The 16663-nt window shown below is 59.9% G+C and carries 16 protein-coding genes; all 16 read left to right on the top strand.

Translation table 11 applies throughout. The features are described 5' to 3' along the window. Positions 1 to 22: 22 nt before the first annotated feature. The 16 genes from ACKLNA_RS25990 (at position 23) to ACKLNA_RS25915 (ending at position 16498) form a co-directional block, all read left to right on the top strand. Positions 23 to 751: a cephalosporin hydroxylase family protein gene (locus ACKLNA_RS25990; protein WP_085733765.1), complete on the top strand. Its 729-nt coding sequence runs from the start codon at positions 23 to 25 to the stop codon at positions 749 to 751. A 49-nt stretch (positions 752 to 800) separates the two neighbouring features. Beyond that, entirely contained in the window at positions 801 to 3725 is a 2925-nt protein-coding gene (locus ACKLNA_RS25985) for a TIGR00180 family glycosyltransferase (RefSeq protein WP_408987527.1), read from the top strand. A 25-nt stretch (positions 3726 to 3750) separates the two neighbouring features. Further along, positions 3751 to 4752 carry a UDP-N-acetylglucosamine 4,6-dehydratase (inverting) gene (gene pseB / locus ACKLNA_RS25980; RefSeq protein ID WP_085710442.1) on the top strand — a complete coding sequence of 334 codons (1002 nt, stop codon included), beginning with the start codon at positions 3751 to 3753 and terminating at the stop codon, positions 4750 to 4752. Further along, positions 4749 to 5906, top strand: coding sequence for a UDP-4-amino-4,6-dideoxy-N-acetyl-beta-L-altrosamine transaminase (gene pseC / locus ACKLNA_RS25975; protein ID WP_408987526.1), 1158 nt, complete (start codon positions 4749 to 4751; stop codon positions 5904 to 5906). The genes pseB and pseC overlap by 4 nt, the downstream gene beginning before the upstream one ends. Before the next feature lie 31 nt (positions 5907 to 5937). Continuing rightward, the gene (locus ACKLNA_RS25970; protein WP_408987525.1) at positions 5938 to 6558 is read left to right on the top strand and encodes a pseudaminic acid biosynthesis-associated methylase; all 621 of its coding nucleotides are present in this window, start codon (positions 5938 to 5940) and stop codon (positions 6556 to 6558) included. After that, positions 6555 to 7250: a pseudaminic acid cytidylyltransferase gene (gene pseF / locus ACKLNA_RS25965; RefSeq protein WP_408987524.1), complete on the top strand. Its 696-nt coding sequence runs from the start codon at positions 6555 to 6557 to the stop codon at positions 7248 to 7250. The genes ACKLNA_RS25970 and pseF overlap by 4 nt, the downstream gene beginning before the upstream one ends. Beyond that, positions 7247 to 8749: a UDP-2,4-diacetamido-2,4,6-trideoxy-beta-L-altropyranose hydrolase gene (gene pseG / locus ACKLNA_RS25960; protein WP_408987523.1), complete on the top strand. Its 1503-nt coding sequence runs from the start codon at positions 7247 to 7249 to the stop codon at positions 8747 to 8749. The genes pseF and pseG overlap by 4 nt, the downstream gene beginning before the upstream one ends. Continuing rightward, the gene (gene pseI / locus ACKLNA_RS25955; RefSeq protein ID WP_408987522.1) at positions 8746 to 9798 is read left to right on the top strand and encodes a pseudaminic acid synthase; all 1053 of its coding nucleotides are present in this window, start codon (positions 8746 to 8748) and stop codon (positions 9796 to 9798) included. Before pseG ends, pseI begins: the two co-directional genes overlap by 4 nt. Before the next feature lie 226 nt (positions 9799 to 10024). Next, the gene (locus ACKLNA_RS25950; protein WP_085710450.1) at positions 10025 to 10951 is read left to right on the top strand and encodes a ketoacyl-ACP synthase III; all 927 of its coding nucleotides are present in this window, start codon (positions 10025 to 10027) and stop codon (positions 10949 to 10951) included. A gap of 87 nt (positions 10952 to 11038) precedes the next feature. Then, on the top strand, positions 11039 to 12331 hold the full coding sequence (locus tag ACKLNA_RS25945) for a motility associated factor glycosyltransferase family protein (protein WP_408987521.1): 1293 nt from the start codon (positions 11039 to 11041) through the stop codon (positions 12329 to 12331). Continuing rightward, positions 12328 to 12594 carry a hypothetical protein gene (locus ACKLNA_RS25940; RefSeq protein WP_408987520.1) on the top strand — a complete coding sequence of 89 codons (267 nt, stop codon included), beginning with the start codon at positions 12328 to 12330 and terminating at the stop codon, positions 12592 to 12594. Before ACKLNA_RS25945 ends, ACKLNA_RS25940 begins: the two co-directional genes overlap by 4 nt. A gap of 244 nt (positions 12595 to 12838) precedes the next feature. Continuing rightward, positions 12839 to 13690 (top strand): flagellin domain-containing protein, encoded by an 852-nt coding sequence (locus ACKLNA_RS25935; protein WP_064594348.1) that lies wholly within the window; start codon positions 12839 to 12841, stop codon positions 13688 to 13690. Between the two features lie 71 nt (positions 13691 to 13761). Next, complete coding sequence (locus ACKLNA_RS25930) at positions 13762 to 14118, top strand: flagellar protein FlaG (RefSeq protein ID WP_085733754.1); 357 nt, start codon at positions 13762 to 13764, stop codon at positions 14116 to 14118. An 81-nt stretch (positions 14119 to 14199) separates the two neighbouring features. Then, positions 14200 to 15663 (top strand): flagellar filament capping protein FliD, encoded by a 1464-nt coding sequence (gene fliD, locus ACKLNA_RS25925; RefSeq protein WP_408987519.1) that lies wholly within the window; start codon positions 14200 to 14202, stop codon positions 15661 to 15663. A gap of 129 nt (positions 15664 to 15792) precedes the next feature. Further along, on the top strand, positions 15793 to 16191 hold the full coding sequence (gene fliS, locus ACKLNA_RS25920; protein ID WP_085710456.1) for a flagellar export chaperone FliS: 399 nt from the start codon (positions 15793 to 15795) through the stop codon (positions 16189 to 16191). Between the two features lie 10 nt (positions 16192 to 16201). Next, on the top strand, positions 16202 to 16498 hold the full coding sequence (locus tag ACKLNA_RS25915) for a hypothetical protein (RefSeq protein ID WP_011333045.1): 297 nt from the start codon (positions 16202 to 16204) through the stop codon (positions 16496 to 16498). The last annotated feature ends 165 nt before the right edge of the window (positions 16499 to 16663 follow it).

Below are 16663 nucleotides of genomic sequence, written 5' to 3'. Positions count from 1 at the left end.
CCCGAATTTTTGGAGAGTTGCAATGAATCCACATGAGCAGTTTCGCGAAGAAGTGAAGGCCAACATCGAAGGCCTGCAGAAAGACAAAGCATTGCAAACCGAGTCCCTGGACTGGGTCGGCACCACCGCAAAGCACAAATACACCTACAACTTCAGCTGGATGGGCCGGCCGATCATCCAGTTCCCGCAGGACATGGTCGCCATGCAGGAAATCATCTGGAACCTGCGTCCGGACGTGATCGTTGAAACCGGTATCGCCCACGGCGGTTCGCTGGTGTTCTACGCATCGATCCTGGAGCTGATCGGTCATGGTGAAGTGCTGGGCGTCGACATCGACATTCGTCAGCACAACCGTGAAGCCATCGAAGCGCATCCGATGTTCAAACGCATCAGCATGATCCAGGGTTCGAGCATCGATCAGGCCATCGTCGACCAGGTCCGCGAGCGCGTGCAGGGCAAGAAGGTGCTGGTGGTGCTGGACTCCAACCATACCCACGAGCACGTCCTCGAGGAACTGCGCCTCTATGCACCGCTGGTGTCGGTGGGCAGCTACTGCGTGGTCATGGACACCGTGGTCGAAGACATGCCGGAAGACGCCTTTCCGGATCGTCCGTGGGGCAAGGGTGACAACCCGAAAACCGCCGTGTGGGCGTACCTGGAAGAGAACCGCGATTTCGAGATCGACCAGGCCATTCACAGCAAGTTGCTGATCACAGTCGCGCCGGATGGTTATCTGCGCCGCGTACGTTAATCGACAAACAACGCAGAGTTTTCGGCGACTCGCCGCTTGTGGGGAAAATATGCAAGGCAAGAACAGTTCTGAACACGGTGTGGCACTCAACGACCAGTTGACCGTTGTGCTGATCTCTCACGAACGCCCGGCGTTTCTGCGCAGGGCCGTGCGTTTCTACAGCACGCTGCCGTGCCGGATCCTGGTGCTGGATTCGTCCGCCGAGGCGCTGCCGGGCGTCGCCGGGCAATTCACCAACGTGGATTATCAGCACCTTCCGCAGTTCGGCTATTGGGGCATTCGCGCCAAGCTGGCCTACGGTATCGAGCAGTTGCAGACCCCGTACATGGTGTTCGCCGCCGACGATGACTTCCTGGTGCACGATGCCTTGCACGAAGCCGTTGCCTTCATGGACGCCAATCCCGATTACAGCCTGTGCCACGGCTACAGCATGATGTACCTGACGCTGGCCAACGGCGTGAGCTACTACCGGCGTGACAAGAAAGTCTGCGAAGACTACGCGTCCGATCGTGCCCAGGATCGTCTGCTGGATTACATGTCGCAGTACCTGCCGCCGTTTTATGCGGTGCAGCGCTCCGATGTCCTGCGCGACTGGTACAAGGCGATGCCCGAAGACACGATCTTCCAGTGGCAGGAAGTCGGTCACACCTATTACATGCTGGCGCGGGGCAAGGCACGTATCCTGCCGATCCCTTATGTTGTGCGTGAAATCAACTACCAGCACTCCGATCACAACACCGAGATCTTCCACTCGTTGGCGTACACGGACGCCAAGTCGGTGTCCGAGCGCGAAGCCTTCGCCACTTTCCTGGCCGGCCTGCCGACCCAGGTCGAGCATCAGGACCCACAGCAGGGCAAACAGTTTGTCCTGGAGAGTTTCGAGGCCCTTGCCGACAGCCTGCGTACCGGCCGGGCATTGACCGCCGAGCTGATTATCGAGTCGGCCTGGACGGATATCGAAGCCGGCCCGCAGCGCCGTTTCGGGCCGCGCCAATACGTTGAAATGCCGTTCTACAATCAGGCGTTTTTCGATCAACTGACTCAGTTCGAGTTTCTGCTGCACGCCATGCCGGCCGGCCGCATTCAGTTGCAAGGGCTGGAAGGCATCTGGGCCCGCCAGGAAAACCTGATGCTGGCCCGCAACAACGACACGCCGGAAAGTGTGGTGGACCGTTTGTGGCAAGCCCACGACGCCAACGTGTTCAACCGTACCGTCATCAAACGTCTGGTAGCTCAGTTGCAGTTGCTGGGTGAAGACGAGGACGCTGAAAAGCTGCGTAAGTGGAATGCGCGTCTGGAAGCGGCATTGCTGGAAGGCAATCAGGCGACATTCAGCAAAATGCGCACTGGCCGCTTGCTCAAGTGGCTCGATGCGCGTCAGCCCGACACCGAGCAGGCCGAAGCGATTGCCCGGCACCTGGCGGCGAACGGCGGCGGTCCTCAGTTCGGCATTTTCCTGCTCGATCTGGATAACGACATCGACAAGTTGCAGGTCACCCTGGACAGCTTGCTCGAAGGTCACAGCAAGGCGTTCAAAGTGGTGGTATTCACCACCGGAGAGCCACCGGCGGCAACCACCGCGCAGAACACCCTGCACTTTGTGCGGGTCACCCAGAGCAATTTCGTCGACAAGCTGAATCTGAGCGTGCGTCAATCGCCTTGCGACTGGCTGCTGCTGGCAGAAGCGGGCGACGAATTCACTGCGGGCGGTCTGTTGCGCGCCGGCCTGGAACTGATGTCGGCCGGTGAATGCCGTGCCGTGGCCACCGATGAAATCCTGCGTACCGCCGAAGGCGCATTGATCGATGCCTTCCGTCCGGGCTTCAACCTTGACCTGCTGCAAAGCCTGCCGGCGCAGATGGCGCGGCACTGGCTGATCCGTCGTGACGTACTGGTCGAGGCCGGCGGCTATCAGGCCGATTTCAGCAAGGCGCTGGAGTTCGATCTGCTGCTGCGCATCATCGAGCAGGGCGGTCTCAATGGTCTGGCGCACCTCGATGAACCGTTGCTGATTTCCCGGGCAGTGGAACCGGAAGAAAACGCCGACGAGCGTCAGGCCCTGCTGCGGCATCTGGGCAATCGCGGCTACAAGGCCAAGATCACCTCGACGCAACCTGGCACCTATCAGGTCGACTACCGTCACACCGAGCAGCCGCTGGTATCGGTCATCCTGCCTGCCAGTGATGATCTGCCAGCACTGCAGCGTTGCCTGGAAGGTATTTTGCTCAGAACGCGCTACACCCGTTATGAAGTGTTGATCGCGGCCAATCCGAACCTCTCGGCTGACGTCAATGACTGGCTGGGAACCCTGCGCAACGCCAAGGTCCGCGTGCTGCGCGCCGAGCAGGTCCTGAGCGACGTGGCTCTGTGCAATGCTGCCAGCCAGGAGGCACAGGGCGAGTTCCTGGTGCTGATGGCGGCCGATGGTGAAGTGGTCAACCCGAACTGGATCGAGCAGTTGCTCAATCATGCCCTGCGGCCGGAGGTCGGTATCGTCGGTGCGAAACTGGTCGACCGTGACGGCAAGATCTCCCAGGCGGGTCTGATTCTCGGCTTGAATGGCGGCGTAGGTTCTGCCTTTGTCGGTGAGAAGCACGACGCCAACGGTTACATGCATCGCCTGGCGGTGGAGCAGAACTACTCGGCGGTATCGGGCGTCTGCCTGATGGTGCGCAAGGAACTGTTCGATGCGTTGGGTGGCCTGGATGAACAGGCATTCGCCGACGGTTACAGCGATGTCGATCTGTGCCTGAAGGCGGGCCAGGCCGGTTTCCTCACCGTCTGGACGCCGCTGGTCCAGGTGATTCATTCCGGTCAACAGGCGCAGACGCCGCAAGCGCTTCAGGCATTGCGTGAGAAATGGTCTGGCGCGTTCGCGGGCGATTCGGCTTACAACGCCAACCTGAGCCTGATTGGCAAAGGCTTTGTCCTGGACGAAAGCGCTTCGCTGAACTGGGCACAGTTGATCGCCTAGGTCGACAGGGAACGGGACTCAAGACATGTTCAACGGTAAATCGATTTTCATCTCCGGTGGCACCGGCTCGTTCGGGCGCAAATTCATTGCTCGCCTGCTCGAGCAATACCAGCCCAAGCGCGTGGTGGTGTTCTCCCGGGATGAACTCAAGCAATACGAGATGCAGCAGACGTTCAACGCGCCGTGCATGCGTTACTTCCTTGGTGATGTGCGCGACGCCGAGCGTCTGCGCCAGGCCATGCGCGGCATCGATTACGTGGTGCATGCCGCGGCGTTGAAGCAGGTGCCGGCGGCGGAGTACAACCCGACCGAATGCATCCGCACCAACGTCAACGGCGCGGAGAACATCATCGCCGCGGCCATCGACAACGGCGTGAAGAAAGTCGTCGCACTGTCCACCGACAAGGCGGCGAGTCCGATCAATCTGTACGGCGCCACCAAGCTGCTGTCGGACAAGTTGTTCGTCGCGGCCAACAACATCGCCGGTGAGCAACAGACGCGTTTTGCCGTGGTGCGCTACGGCAACGTGGCGGGTTCGCGCGGGTCCGTGGTGCCGTTCTTCAGCAAGCTGATTGCCGATGGCGCGACAGAGCTGCCGATCACTGACGAGCGCATGACCCGTTTCTGGATCACCCTCGATCACGGCGTGCAATTCGTCCTCGACAGTTTTGCACGGATGCACGGCGGTGAAGTGTTCGTGCCGAAGATCCCGTCGATCCGCATTGTCGATCTGGCGCGTGGCATGGCCGAACATCTGCCGCACAAGAACGTCGGCATCCGTCCCGGCGAGAAACTGCACGAACTGATGGTGCCGCTGGACGATGCGCGGATGACCCTGGAGTTCGAAGATCACTACACCATCCAGCCGTCGATCCGCTTCACCAGCGTCGATGTCGACTTTGCCGTCGATAAACTCGGCGAGCACGGGCGGCCGGTGGGCGAGGACTTTGAATACCGCTCCGATACCAATCCGCACTTCCTCTCGGTGGGGCAGATCGCCGACCTGCACGCGAAGCTGTCGGTATGATTCCCTACGGCCGGCAAAGCCTCGACCAGACGGACATCGACGCGGTCGTCGAGGTGTTGCAGTCCGACTGGCTGACTCAGGGGCCGACCATCGAGCGCTTCGAGCAGGTGATGGCCGAGCGTTGCCAGGCGGATTTCGCGGTCGCGGTGTGCAACGCCACGGCGGCGCTGCACATTGCCTGCCTGGCCGCAGGACTGGGAGCGGGCGACCGCTTGTGGACCACGCCGAACACCTTTCTCGCGTCGGCCAACTGCGGCCGTTACTGTGGCGCCGACGTTGACTTCGTGGACATCGATCCGCTGACCTGGAACCTCGATGCCGAAGTTCTGGCCAGCAAACTCGACGCTGCCGAGCGCGACGGCACCTTGCCCAAAGTGCTGGTGGCGGTGGCGTTCTCCGGGCAGAGCTGTGACATGCGGCGAATCGCCGAACTGGCCGAGCGCTACAACTTCACCGTGATCGAAGACGCCTCCCACGCGGTTGGCGCCAGCTACGCCGGGCGTCCGGTGGGTTGTGGCGAATTCGCAGCGATGACGGTGTTCAGCTTCCACCCGGTGAAGATCATCACCAGCGGCGAAGGCGGCATGGTGCTGACCAATCGCCCGGAACTGGCCGAGCGTCTGCAACGCCTGCGCAGCCACGGCATGACCCGCGATCCGCAGCAGATGACCGAGCCCAGCCACGGGCCGTGGTACTACCAGCAGGTCGAGTTGGGTTTCAACTACCGGATCACCGATCTGCAAGCCGCGTTGGGCCTGTCACAGCTGGGCAAACTGGACGACTTCATCGCCCGTCGCCGGGAACTGGCCGCACGTTACGACCGCTTGCTGGCGTACTTGCCGGTTACCGTGCCGGGCATCCAGCCGGACGCCGAATCGGCCTGGCACCTTTACGTGGTGCGCTTGCAGACCGAGCGCATCAGCCTCAGCCACCGTCAGGTGTTCGAAGGCTTGCGCGCGGCCGGCATCGGCGTGAACCTGCACTACATTCCCGTACACCTGCAGCCTTACTATCGTGAACTGGGTTTCGCCGAGGGAGACTTCCCCGAAGCCGAGCGTTATTACGCCGAAGCGATCAGCTTGCCGCTGTTTCCGTTGCTGAGCGATCAACAGCAGGATTTCGTGGTCGAGCAATTGCGTCTATTGACTGAATGAGTGCCGCTGCGGCGGTGGGTGGAAAACGGCAATGCGTGATCTGAGCGAACAGGAACAATTCTGGCAGGGCGAATTCGGCAACCAGTACGTCGACCGCAACGTCGGGCAACCGCTGGTGGCCGCCAATCTGGCGTTGTTCGCCAAGGCGCTGACCCGGGCAGGGCGTATCGACAGTTTGCTGGAGCTGGGCACCAACGCCGGCAACAACTTGCAGGCGCTGCGTCAGCTGTTGCCGCGCTGCGAGCTGTTCGGTGTCGAAATCAACGCCAGCGCCTGTGCCCAGGCCCGGGCGCTGGACATTGCACAGATCTGGCACGGCTCGCTGTTCGATTTCCCCCGTGAGCGCCGCTACGATCTGACGCTCAGCAAAGGCGTGCTGATTCATCTGGCCCCGGAGCTGTTGCCGACCGCTTATGCGCAGTTGTACGAACTGAGCCAGCGCTACATTCTGATCGCCGAATACTACAATCCCTCACCGGTGGAAGTGTCCTATCGCGGCAACAGCGGCAAGTTGTTCAAGCGCGATTTCGCCGGGGAAATGCTCGATCGCTATCCGGATCTGCAACTGCTGGATTACGGCTTCGGTTATCGCCGTGATCCACAATTTCCGCTGGACGACATAACCTGGTTCCTGCTGGAAAAACGCCCTTGAGCAACCTCGCAATCATCCCGGCCCGTGGCGGAAGCAAACGCATTCCGCGCAAGAATCTCAAACCGTTCGACGGAGTGCCGATGATTGCCCGCTCGATTCGCACGGCACTGGATTCGGGGTTGTTCGAGCAGGTGGTGGTCAGCACCGATGACGAAGAGATCGCCGAGCTGGCGCAGGCTTATGGTGCGCAAGTGCCGTTCCTGCGACCGGCGGAGCTGGCCGATGACTTCACCGGCACCGCAGCGGTGATCGTGCATGCCTTGCAGCAACTGCCGCACTTTGATTACGCCTGCTGCGTGTACGCCACGGCGCCGTTGTTGCAGGCGCGGTTCCTGCGTGAGGGTTATGAATTACTGGGGCGGCATCCGGATAAGTCCTTTGCGTTTTCGGTCACCGATTTCGGCTTTCCGGTGCAGCGTGCATTGACCCTCGACGGGCAGGGCGCGCTGACGGCGTTGTATCCCGAGTTTCGCAATACCCGATCGCAGGATCTCCCGGCTGCCTTTCAGGATGCCGGGCAGTTTTACTGGGGGCGCAGCGAGGCCTGGCTGCGTGGCGAGATTCTGTATTCGCCGGCCAGCCTGCCGGTGATCCTGCCCCGGCATCTGGTGCAGGACATCGACACTGCCGAGGACTGGAAACGCGCCGAGTATCTCTACGCGGCACTCAAGGCCGGCGGGGAGCTGCAATGAGAGTGCTGATCCGCGCCGACGCCTCGCCGACCATTGGCAGCGGCCATATCGCCCGGTGCCTGACGCTGGCGCGGGTGTTGCGCGTCCAGGGCAGTCACGTGGCATTTGCCTGTCGTCGTTTGCCGGGGCATCGGCTTGATGCGTTGCAGGCCGAAGGCTTCGAGACGTTCGCGTTGCCGGATCGCTACGCCGGTGAAGACCCGGAGCAGGCCATCGAATCGATGCTGCCGTGGCAGGCGGATATCGATGCACTGGCGACGCAGCTGGAAGGGCAGGCCGAATTCGACTGGGTCATCGCCGACCATTACGGCCTCGATCATCACTGGCAGACCGCTGCCCGGCGCTTCGCACCACGGATCGCCGCCGTGGACGATCTGGCGACCCGTCGCTACAGCGTGGATCTGCTGCTCAATCAGAACCTCTCCGGCCTCAGTGAAAACTATCAGCCGCTGCTGCCGGCCGGGTGCCTAACGCTGCTCGGTCCGCGCTTTGCCATGCTGCGCGAAGAGTTCAGCGGCCCGGCCATCGAGATCAAACCCGTGGCACGACGGGTGCTGGTGAACTTCGGCGGCTTCGACGCTGCCCGCCAGACCCATCACGCGATGCGGGCGCTGGCGGATTTTTCCGGGCTTGAAGTGGACTTTGTCGCCGGTGCAGACAACCCGGCATGGACAGAGATGCAGGCACTGGCCGAGACGCGCTCGAACTGGCACCTGCACAGTTTTGTCAGCGATTTTCATCGACGCATGACTGAAGCCGACCTGTTCATCGGCGCCGGCGGTGGCACCAGTTGGGAGCGCGCGGCCATGGGCCTGCCGACGATCTGCATTGCGGTATCGAACAACCAGCAGGCCAACGGCGAGGTGATGGCGGCGGCCGGGGCCCATGTGTTCATGGGCGCGCGGGAGCAGGTCAGCGTCGAGCAACTGCGTGATGCCATCGGTTTTGTCGTCGATAATTTTTACCTGCGGCAGAGCCTGGCCGAGCGTTCGCGGCAACTGGTCGACGGGCGGGGGGCATTGCGGGTTGCCGCGGCATTGGCGGGCGCGGTGCTCAAGGTGCGTGAGGCAACACTGGACGATGCGCAGTTGCTGTTTGACGGGCGCAATGCCGAAGCGGTGCGTCGCTGGTCGCTGGAAAGCGGCGAGATCGAGTGGTCGCAGCATCTGAACTGGTTGAACGCCAGTCTGCGCAATCCTCAACGGCTGTTGTTGATCGCCGAGGCCGATGACGGGCCGGTCGGTGTGTTGCGCTACGATCTGCGCGGTTTCGAGGCCGAGGTTTCGCTGTATCTGCTGGAGGGGCGTTTCGGTCTCGGCTGGGGCAGGGCGCTGCTGACACAGGGCGAGGCGTTCGTCACGACGCACTGGCCGCAGATGACCGCGATCAGCGCACAGGTCTTGCCGGCCAATCGGGCCTCATTGAATATATTTCGTGACGCCGGGTTCACCCAGAGTGCCTGCGCGTTCACCAAGGATTTGAAGGAACACCGTTCATGAACAGTTTCAAGATTGGCGATCGCCTGATCGGTGCCGACGCACCGCCGTTCATCATTGCTGAAATGAGCGGCAACCATAACCAGTCGCTGGACGTCGCCCTGCAGATTGTCGAGGCGGCGGCCAAGGCCGGTGCCCATGCCTTGAAGCTGCAAACCTACACCGCCGACACCATGACCCTGGATCTGGCGGAGGGTGAATTCTTCATCAATGATCCGAACAGCCTGTGGGCCGGCACGTCGCTTTACGATCTGTACGAAAAGGCCCACACACCGTGGGAATGGCACGCGCCGATCTTTGCCCGGGCCAAGGAGCTGGGCATGCTCGCGTTTTCGACGCCGTTCGATGACAGCGCCGTGGACTTTCTCGAGAGCCTCGACGTGCCGGCCTACAAGATCGCCAGCTTCGAAAACACGGATCTGCCGCTGATTCGTCGCGTCGCGGCGACCGGCAAGCCAATGATCATTTCCACCGGCATGGCCAGCATCGCCGAGCTCGACGAAACCGTGCGCGCGGCCCGTGAAGCCGGGTGCAAGGATCTGGTGCTGCTCAAGTGCACCAGCACCTACCCGGCGACGCCGCTCAACAGCAATGTGCGCACGATCCCGCATCTGCGAGAACTGTTCGGTTGTCAGGTCGGTCTGTCCGATCATTCGATGGGCGTCGGCGTGTCGGTGGCGGCAGTGGCGCTGGGCGCAACCGTGGTGGAGAAACACTTCACCCTCGACCGCGCGGCGGGCGGGGTGGACGCGAGTTTCTCGCTGGAGCCCGCGGAAATGGCCAGCCTGGTGGTCGAAACCGAGCGCGCATGGCAGGCCATGGGCCAGGTGCATTACGGCGTGACCGAGGCTGAGAAAAAGTCTCTGGTTTACCGTCGGTCGCTGTACGTCACGGCCGACATGGCGGCCGGTGAACCCTTCACGGCGGCCAATCTGCGCGCCATTCGTCCCGGTCTCGGCCTGCCGCCCAAGCACACCGATGCCGTCCTCGGCCGCCGCGCGCGCGCGCCGATCAAACGCGGCACGCCGCTGGACTGGTCGCTGGTCGAATAACCCGATCTGCACCGATTCGGCAAAATAGCGTGACCTGCGAGTCATAACGCGCATCTTCACTGTATTGTATTGACCGGGGAGATGGCGCCTGGCCCGTTAGCGGTTCCAGTGATAGCCCTTTGCGCTCCCCGTGGCTGCCCGTTGTGGCGGCCGTTTTCTGTTTGTCGGCGCCCCTCGAAATCCTTGCGAGCGGTGGTATTGGGCTGTTTATTATTGGGAAGCCGTAATGATTGGCATAAAAAGCATTGCGAGCTACGTTCCTGTAGCCGGCGTGGACAATTACGCACAAGGTGCAAAATTCGAGAAGGATGAAGAATTCATCCTCGGCAAGATCGGTTCGGCCTTCCTGCCACGTAAAGACGCAGAGCAGGAAACTTCCGATCTGTGCGTTGAAGCGGCCAATGCGCTGTTTGCCAGCAATCCTGAACTGAAGCGTGAATCCATCGATGCGCTGATCGTCGTGACCCAGAACGGTGACGAAGAAGGCCTGCCGCATACCGCAGCGATCGTCCAGGACAAACTGGGCCTGCCAACCAACGTCGCCGCGTTTGACATTTCCCTGGGCTGCTCCGGTTACGTCTATGGCATCTACGCGATCAAGGGCTTCATGGAAGCCGCCGGCCTGAAGAATGGCCTGCTGATCACCGCCGATCCGTATTCGAAAATCGTCGATCCGGAAGATCGCAACACCACCATGCTGTTCGGCGATGCCGCCACTGCGACCTGGATGGGTGAAGACCCGGTCTGGGCGCTGGGCAAGGCCAAGTTCGGCACCGACGGTTCGGGTGCGCCGCACCTGAAAGTCACCGATGGCGTGTTCTTCATGAACGGTCGCCAGGTGTTCAACTTTGCATTGTTGAAAGTCCCGGCGCACTTGCATGAATTGCTCGACGACTCCGGCCTCAACGCCGATGACATCGATGCGTTCTGCATTCACCAGGGCAGCGCGGCGATTGTCGATGCCGTGGCGCGGCGCTTCGAAGGCGAGCCGGAGAAGTTCATCAAGGACATGGTCGAGACAGGCAACACCGTTTCATCGAGCATTCCGCTGCTGCTGGAGAAGCACGCGCTGGATTCCAGTTGGAACCGAGTGGCGCTCAGCGGCTTCGGCGTCGGTCTTTCGTGGGGTTCGGCGATTATCTATCGTCCTTGAACCCACCAAAAACGACGGATACAAAAATAGCGTTCAAGGGTTAACCTTGAACGCTATTTTTTTTGCCTGAATGGAGCGCGAGGCATCATGAGCGAGTTTTTCCAGGCTAACGCAGACATCATCGAGCGCCGCTGGCCGGCGCTGTTCGCACGGTTGATGAGCGAAGACAGTTCGACGATCCAGGCCGAGCTGACGCAAGGGCTGGGTTCGACACTAAGCATCAACGGCATTCAGCTCACCAGCCGTCACGACCGCGTCCATGAGGCCCGGATTCAGGCCGAAAGCCTGCCTGCGGGCAAGCCGCGATTGCACGTCTATGGCACCGGCCTCGGAGATTTGCCGACCGTGCTGCTGGAGCGTACCGGGCTCGAGCGCTTGTATGTGCATATCCTCAATGGCGCGTTGTTCGCCCTGGTGTTGCAATTGATTGATCAGCAGCAATGGCTGGAGGATCCCCGGGTAGAGCTTCTGTACGCCGGTGACCTGCCGGACATCTGCACGCCGTTCTTTGCCTTGCCCGCCGAAATGCTGCTGGCCGACGACTTCAGCGCGAAGATACGCGATCGTCTGGTCAGTGAAGTGCACCTGAGCTTCAACAATCGTGAGTTCGATCCGCAGTCGCCCTTCATTCAGCAGCGTCTGCGGGACTGCCTGCCGGTGTTGCTCGCTGACGATGACGTGGCGCAATTGTTCGGCACCTGCGCTGGCCGGGAGATCTATGTGATCGGCACCGGGCCGACCCTTGAGCAGCATTTCGAGCGACTGGCCGCCATTCGCGAGCGAGACGAGCGCCCGCTGTTCATTTGCGTCGATACCGCTTACCGGCCGCTGCGTGAGCACGGGATCGTGCCCGATTTGGTGGTAAGCATCGACCAGCGCATCAGCTTCCGGCATTTGCCTTTCGAAGAATCCGACGGCATCCCGCTGGTGTATCTGCCCATGAGCGATCCTGAGGTATTGAGAGCCTGGAAGGGCAAGCGCTACGGCGGCTATTCGCTGAGCCCGGTCTATGCGGCATTGCGTGAGCAACACCCAAGGGCGCTGTTGCATGTGGGCGGCAGTGTGATTCACCCGGCGGTGGATCTGGCGGTGAAGATGGGCGCGGCGCGGATCACGCTGTTTGGCGCCGACTTCGCGTTTCCGATGAACAAGACCCACGCCGGCTGGAGTGATGGTGATCTGGGGCCATCGGTGAATCAGGCGCGGCACTGGGTGCGTGACGGATTCGGTGAGCGGGTCAGTACGCAGCTCAATTTTCGCGGTTATCTGTGTGTGCTGGAGCGATACATCGCCAGTCAGCCGCACGTCGAGTTTTTCAACAGCAGCCGCTCAGGCGCATTGATTGCCGGGACACGTTTCAATCAGGAGTTCGTGCAATGAGTGCGCTGCAAGGTTGTGTCGACGAATGCCGACGCTGTTCCGGGCTGTTTCGCCTGGGGCGTGATGTTGAAGCGGCGCTGGACATGGTGGACGTGTTCGATGGTGCGCAGCATTTGCTGATATCGGCAACGCCCGATGTGCAGCAGTCGTGGGCGCACCTGCTCACGCAAATGCTCGATTGTCAGGAGCGTCAGGACTGGCTCGGTCTTGCCGATTTCATGGAGTACGAATTAATCCAGCTGCTGGAAAGTTCTTCGGCATAAAAGATCACCGACAGCACTGGCCCGCAGGTTTGCGCTGCGGACGGTTTTATGGCGTCATTTTTTCGAGGGTGAAGTGCTGCTAAGTCTTTGTTTTCTCGGGGGTGGCAGGGTGATGGCAAAAATTTTCAAAAAAGCCCTCAAGCAACCTGCAAACCCGACGATAACTATTACGAAGGTTCTCTAGGCCATACCCGGCGGTTGCCAGGGCCGGAAGCCGCAGTACCCAACCAACGAGGAATTCGTCATGGCTTTAACAGTAAACACCAACACCACGTCGTTGAACGTTCAGAAAAACCTGAACCGCGCCTCCGACGCTCTGTCGACTTCGATGCAGCGCCTGTCTTCCGGCCTGAAAATCAACAGCGCTAAAGACGACGCCGCTGGCCTGCAGATCGCTACCCGCATGTCCTCGCAGATCCGTGGTAACACCCAGGCTATCCAGAACGCCAACGACGGTATCTCCGTTGCCCAGACCGCTGAAGGCGCTCTGCAAGCTTCGACCGACATCCTGCAGCGTATGCGTGAACTGGCTGTTAAAGCTCGTAACGGTACCAACGGCACTGCTGACCAGACCGCAACCAACGCTGAATTCGCTCAGATGTCTGACGAAATCACCCGTATCTCGGCTGCTACCAACCTGAACGGCAAAAACCTGCTGGACGGTTCGGCTGGTACTGTGACCCTGCAAGTTGGCGCCAACACTGGCTCCGCCAACCACATCGACCTGGTACTGAGCGGCAAGTTCGACGCCGTCAGCCTGTCGGTAGGTAGCGGTACTGTTGTTCTGACCGGTGCTACTTCGGCTGCCGCCGCTTCGAACATCGACAACGCGATCACCGCGATCGACGCTGCAATTGCGAACATCAACGCCACCCGCGCCGCTCTGGGTGCTTCGCAAAACCGTCTGACCAGCACCATCCAGAACTTGCAGAACATCACCGAGAACACCACTGCTGCACAAGGTCGCGTACAAGATACCGACTTCGCCGCAGAGACTGCTAACCTGACCAAGCAGCAAACCCTGCAACAGGCTTCGACCTCTGTTCTGGCTCAAGCCAACCAACTGCCTTCCGCTGTACTGAAGCTGCTTCAGTAATTTCGGAATGAGTTTGGCGGGGGAGTGCGCTTGCGTGCTCTCTCGCTTTTTCACGTTAAGAGGTGATGAGCATGGACATGAGCGTAAAGCTTAACGTGACTTATCCGGCTCCCAAACCAGCCAATACTGTCACTGACAAGCCGTCGGAAACGAAGCCGCAGGCTGCTGATGCCGTTACTGCCGTGAAAGACAGTCAGGAAACGGATGAAAGCAAATTGAAGTTGGCGGTGCAGGAGATCGAGAAGTTCGTGCAGTCGATCAAGCGCAATCTGGAGTTCTCGATTGATGAGCATTCCGGGAAAGTCATCGTCAAAGTGATTGCAAGCGAGACGGGCGAAGTCGTACGGCAGATCCCCTCCGCAGAAGCGCTGAAGCTGGCAGACAGCCTCGCCAACGCGAGCCACGTGTTGTTCGACGCCAAAGTCTGATAGCTGGCATGAATCGTGTTTGAAGTTCTTTAGGCGCCTGCACGGGTCAAAAGACTGGCAACAACCCCAAGGGAGATGCACATGGCAAGTCCAATTTTACCGGGTACGGGCCTGGGTTCCGGCCTGGACATCGGTGCGATCGTTACTGCGCTGGTCAACGCGGACAAGTCGCCGAAGCAGACGCAGATCGATAACGCCACCAAAACCAACACGCTGAAGATTTCCGGTATCGGTACGCTGAAGAGTGCGCTGACTGCATTCCAGACAGCGATGACCAACCTGGGCAGCAAGACCAACCCTGCCTTTGCCGGTTACACGGCGACTTCGGGTACTCCTGCCGTGCTGGGCGTCTCTGCGGATAACACTGCAGTGTCGGGTACTTACAGTGTCGTTGTGAACAAGCTGGCCACCGGCTCGAAAGTCGCCAGTGCATCCTTTGCCGGCGGTGCTGCCAGTGCCATTCCGAGTGGTACCCTGAAAATCAGTCAGAATGGCACTGATTACAATGTCACGATCCCGGCCAATGCCACTTTGCAGAGCACTCGGGATGCGATCAACTCGGCTCAGGCCGTCAACGGTATTTCCGCCAACATCGTGACTGACAGCTCGGGTGCTTCGCGCCTGGTGATCAGTTCGAGCAAGACGGGCGCTGGTTCCGACCTGACGGTCAGCGGCATTGCCGGTCTGGAAATCGACGGCACCCAACCGATGGGTACCAACCCTGCCGCTGGCGCTTCCGGCGCGGTCAATGGTCTCGCTCAGGATGCGTCGTTGAGCATTGATGGCCTGGCGGTGACCAGCAAGAGCAACACGGTCACCGGTGCTATCAGCGGTCTGACAATGAACCTGGTAACGACCAGTCCGGGTACTCCGCCGACACCTGTCACGGTGACTGTCGACGGTAACACCAAGGGTTTGCAGACGTCGGTTCAGGCGTTCGTCGATGCCTACAACACCTTGAAAAGCACCATCGACACCTTGTCCAAGGCGACACCGGATGAAGATGGCAAGCTGACCGTTCAGGCGGCGTTCACCGGTGACTCCCTGGCGCGCTCATTGGTTGCCGATATCCGCGGACAATTGACGGCCGAGAGTGCTACCGCTGGCACCCCGATGGCTTATCTGTCGCAGTTGGGCGTCATGACCGACCGCAATACCGGTAACCTGACGTTCGACACGGCTGCGTTCACCAAGGCCATGTCCACGCCGGGCATGACCGGCAAGGTCCAGGACATGTTCACCGGCACCAACGACACCAATGGTCTGTTGACCCGCATGAGCAAGGCGGTCGATCCTTACCTGAAGGCTTCGCCCGATGGCAAGACCACGAGCGGTCTGCTGGATCAGCGCCTGACCATCCTGAACAACAACACCAAAAACATCACCAGTCAGCAATTGGCGCTGGATCTGCGTGTCGCCAACCTGACCAAGACGCTGACAGCCAAGTACAACGCCATGGACTTGCTGGTAGGACAGATGAAGGCAACCGCAAGCAACATCACATCGTTCTTCAGCTCGCTGAACGCTCAGCAATCTGCGAAGTAACATGTAAGAGCGACAAAAACCCGGCTACGCTTTCGAGCGTGTGCCGGGTTTTTGTCTTATGGTCTAAAGTTTTTCGACTCGCTGGCGATACACTGGTCATACGAGTCATTGTGGCAAATGAGGTAGAACATGAATCCGATGTTAGCCCTTCGGCAATACCAGAAAGTTGGCGCCCACGCTCAGACGTCCGAAGCGAGCCCTCACCGTCTGGTGCAAATGCTGATGGAAGGTGGCCTGGCACGTATTGCTCAGGCCAAAGGTGCGATCGAACGCAAGGACATTCCTGCCAAGTGCACGGCAATCAGCAAGGCCATTGGCATCGTCAGCGGCCTGCGTGAAGGCCTGGATCTGGAGAACTCCGCCGATACGCTGGCTGATCTCGACGGGCTGTACATCTACATGATGAAGCGTCTTGCCGAGGCCAACATAAACAGCGATCCGCGCATTCTCGATGAAGTCGCCGGCTTGCTGAGTACGGTAAAAGAAGGCTGGGATGCCATTGCTCCCACGCCTGCTCCTCAGTTTTAAGGAGATCACCATGAGTCTTGTATTGCAGCGAATCGAAGAAACCCGAGTGGCGTTGGTCGGTGCCCTGGCCGAGCGCAACTGGGAGGCGATCGGTCAACTGGACCTCGATTGCCGTTCCTGCATGGAAGATGTCTTGAGTGAGGCTTCGCTGGATGAAGTGGCGCTGCGTGACAATCTCGAGGAGCTGCTGCATGTCTACAAGCAGCTTCTTGAGGTCGCGATGGGTGAGCGTCAGGCGATAGTCGACGAGATGTCGCAGATCACCCAAGCGCAGAACGCGGCAAAGGTTTACCATCTGTTTGGTTAATTAACCCTCAGTTAATCCAGACATGTGCGCCATAAATTTGACTGTGCACGGTTTTTTGACTTAACTAGTGGCTGTTTTCAGATTTCAGGCGTCTACAGGCACGAAGTGTCCTGCAAGCGTCTCGCTTGCCCCTCGTTTCGGGCATTGAGTTGACTAGGGAAGTTG

This window comes from Pseudomonas sp. UV AK001 (assembly GCF_046097675.1).
GTDB classification, from domain to species: Bacteria; Pseudomonadota; Gammaproteobacteria; order Pseudomonadales; family Pseudomonadaceae; genus Aquipseudomonas; species Aquipseudomonas kribbensis.
Note: the sequence above shows the minus strand (reverse complement) of the source record. Positions and strands in the feature narration are given on the sequence as shown.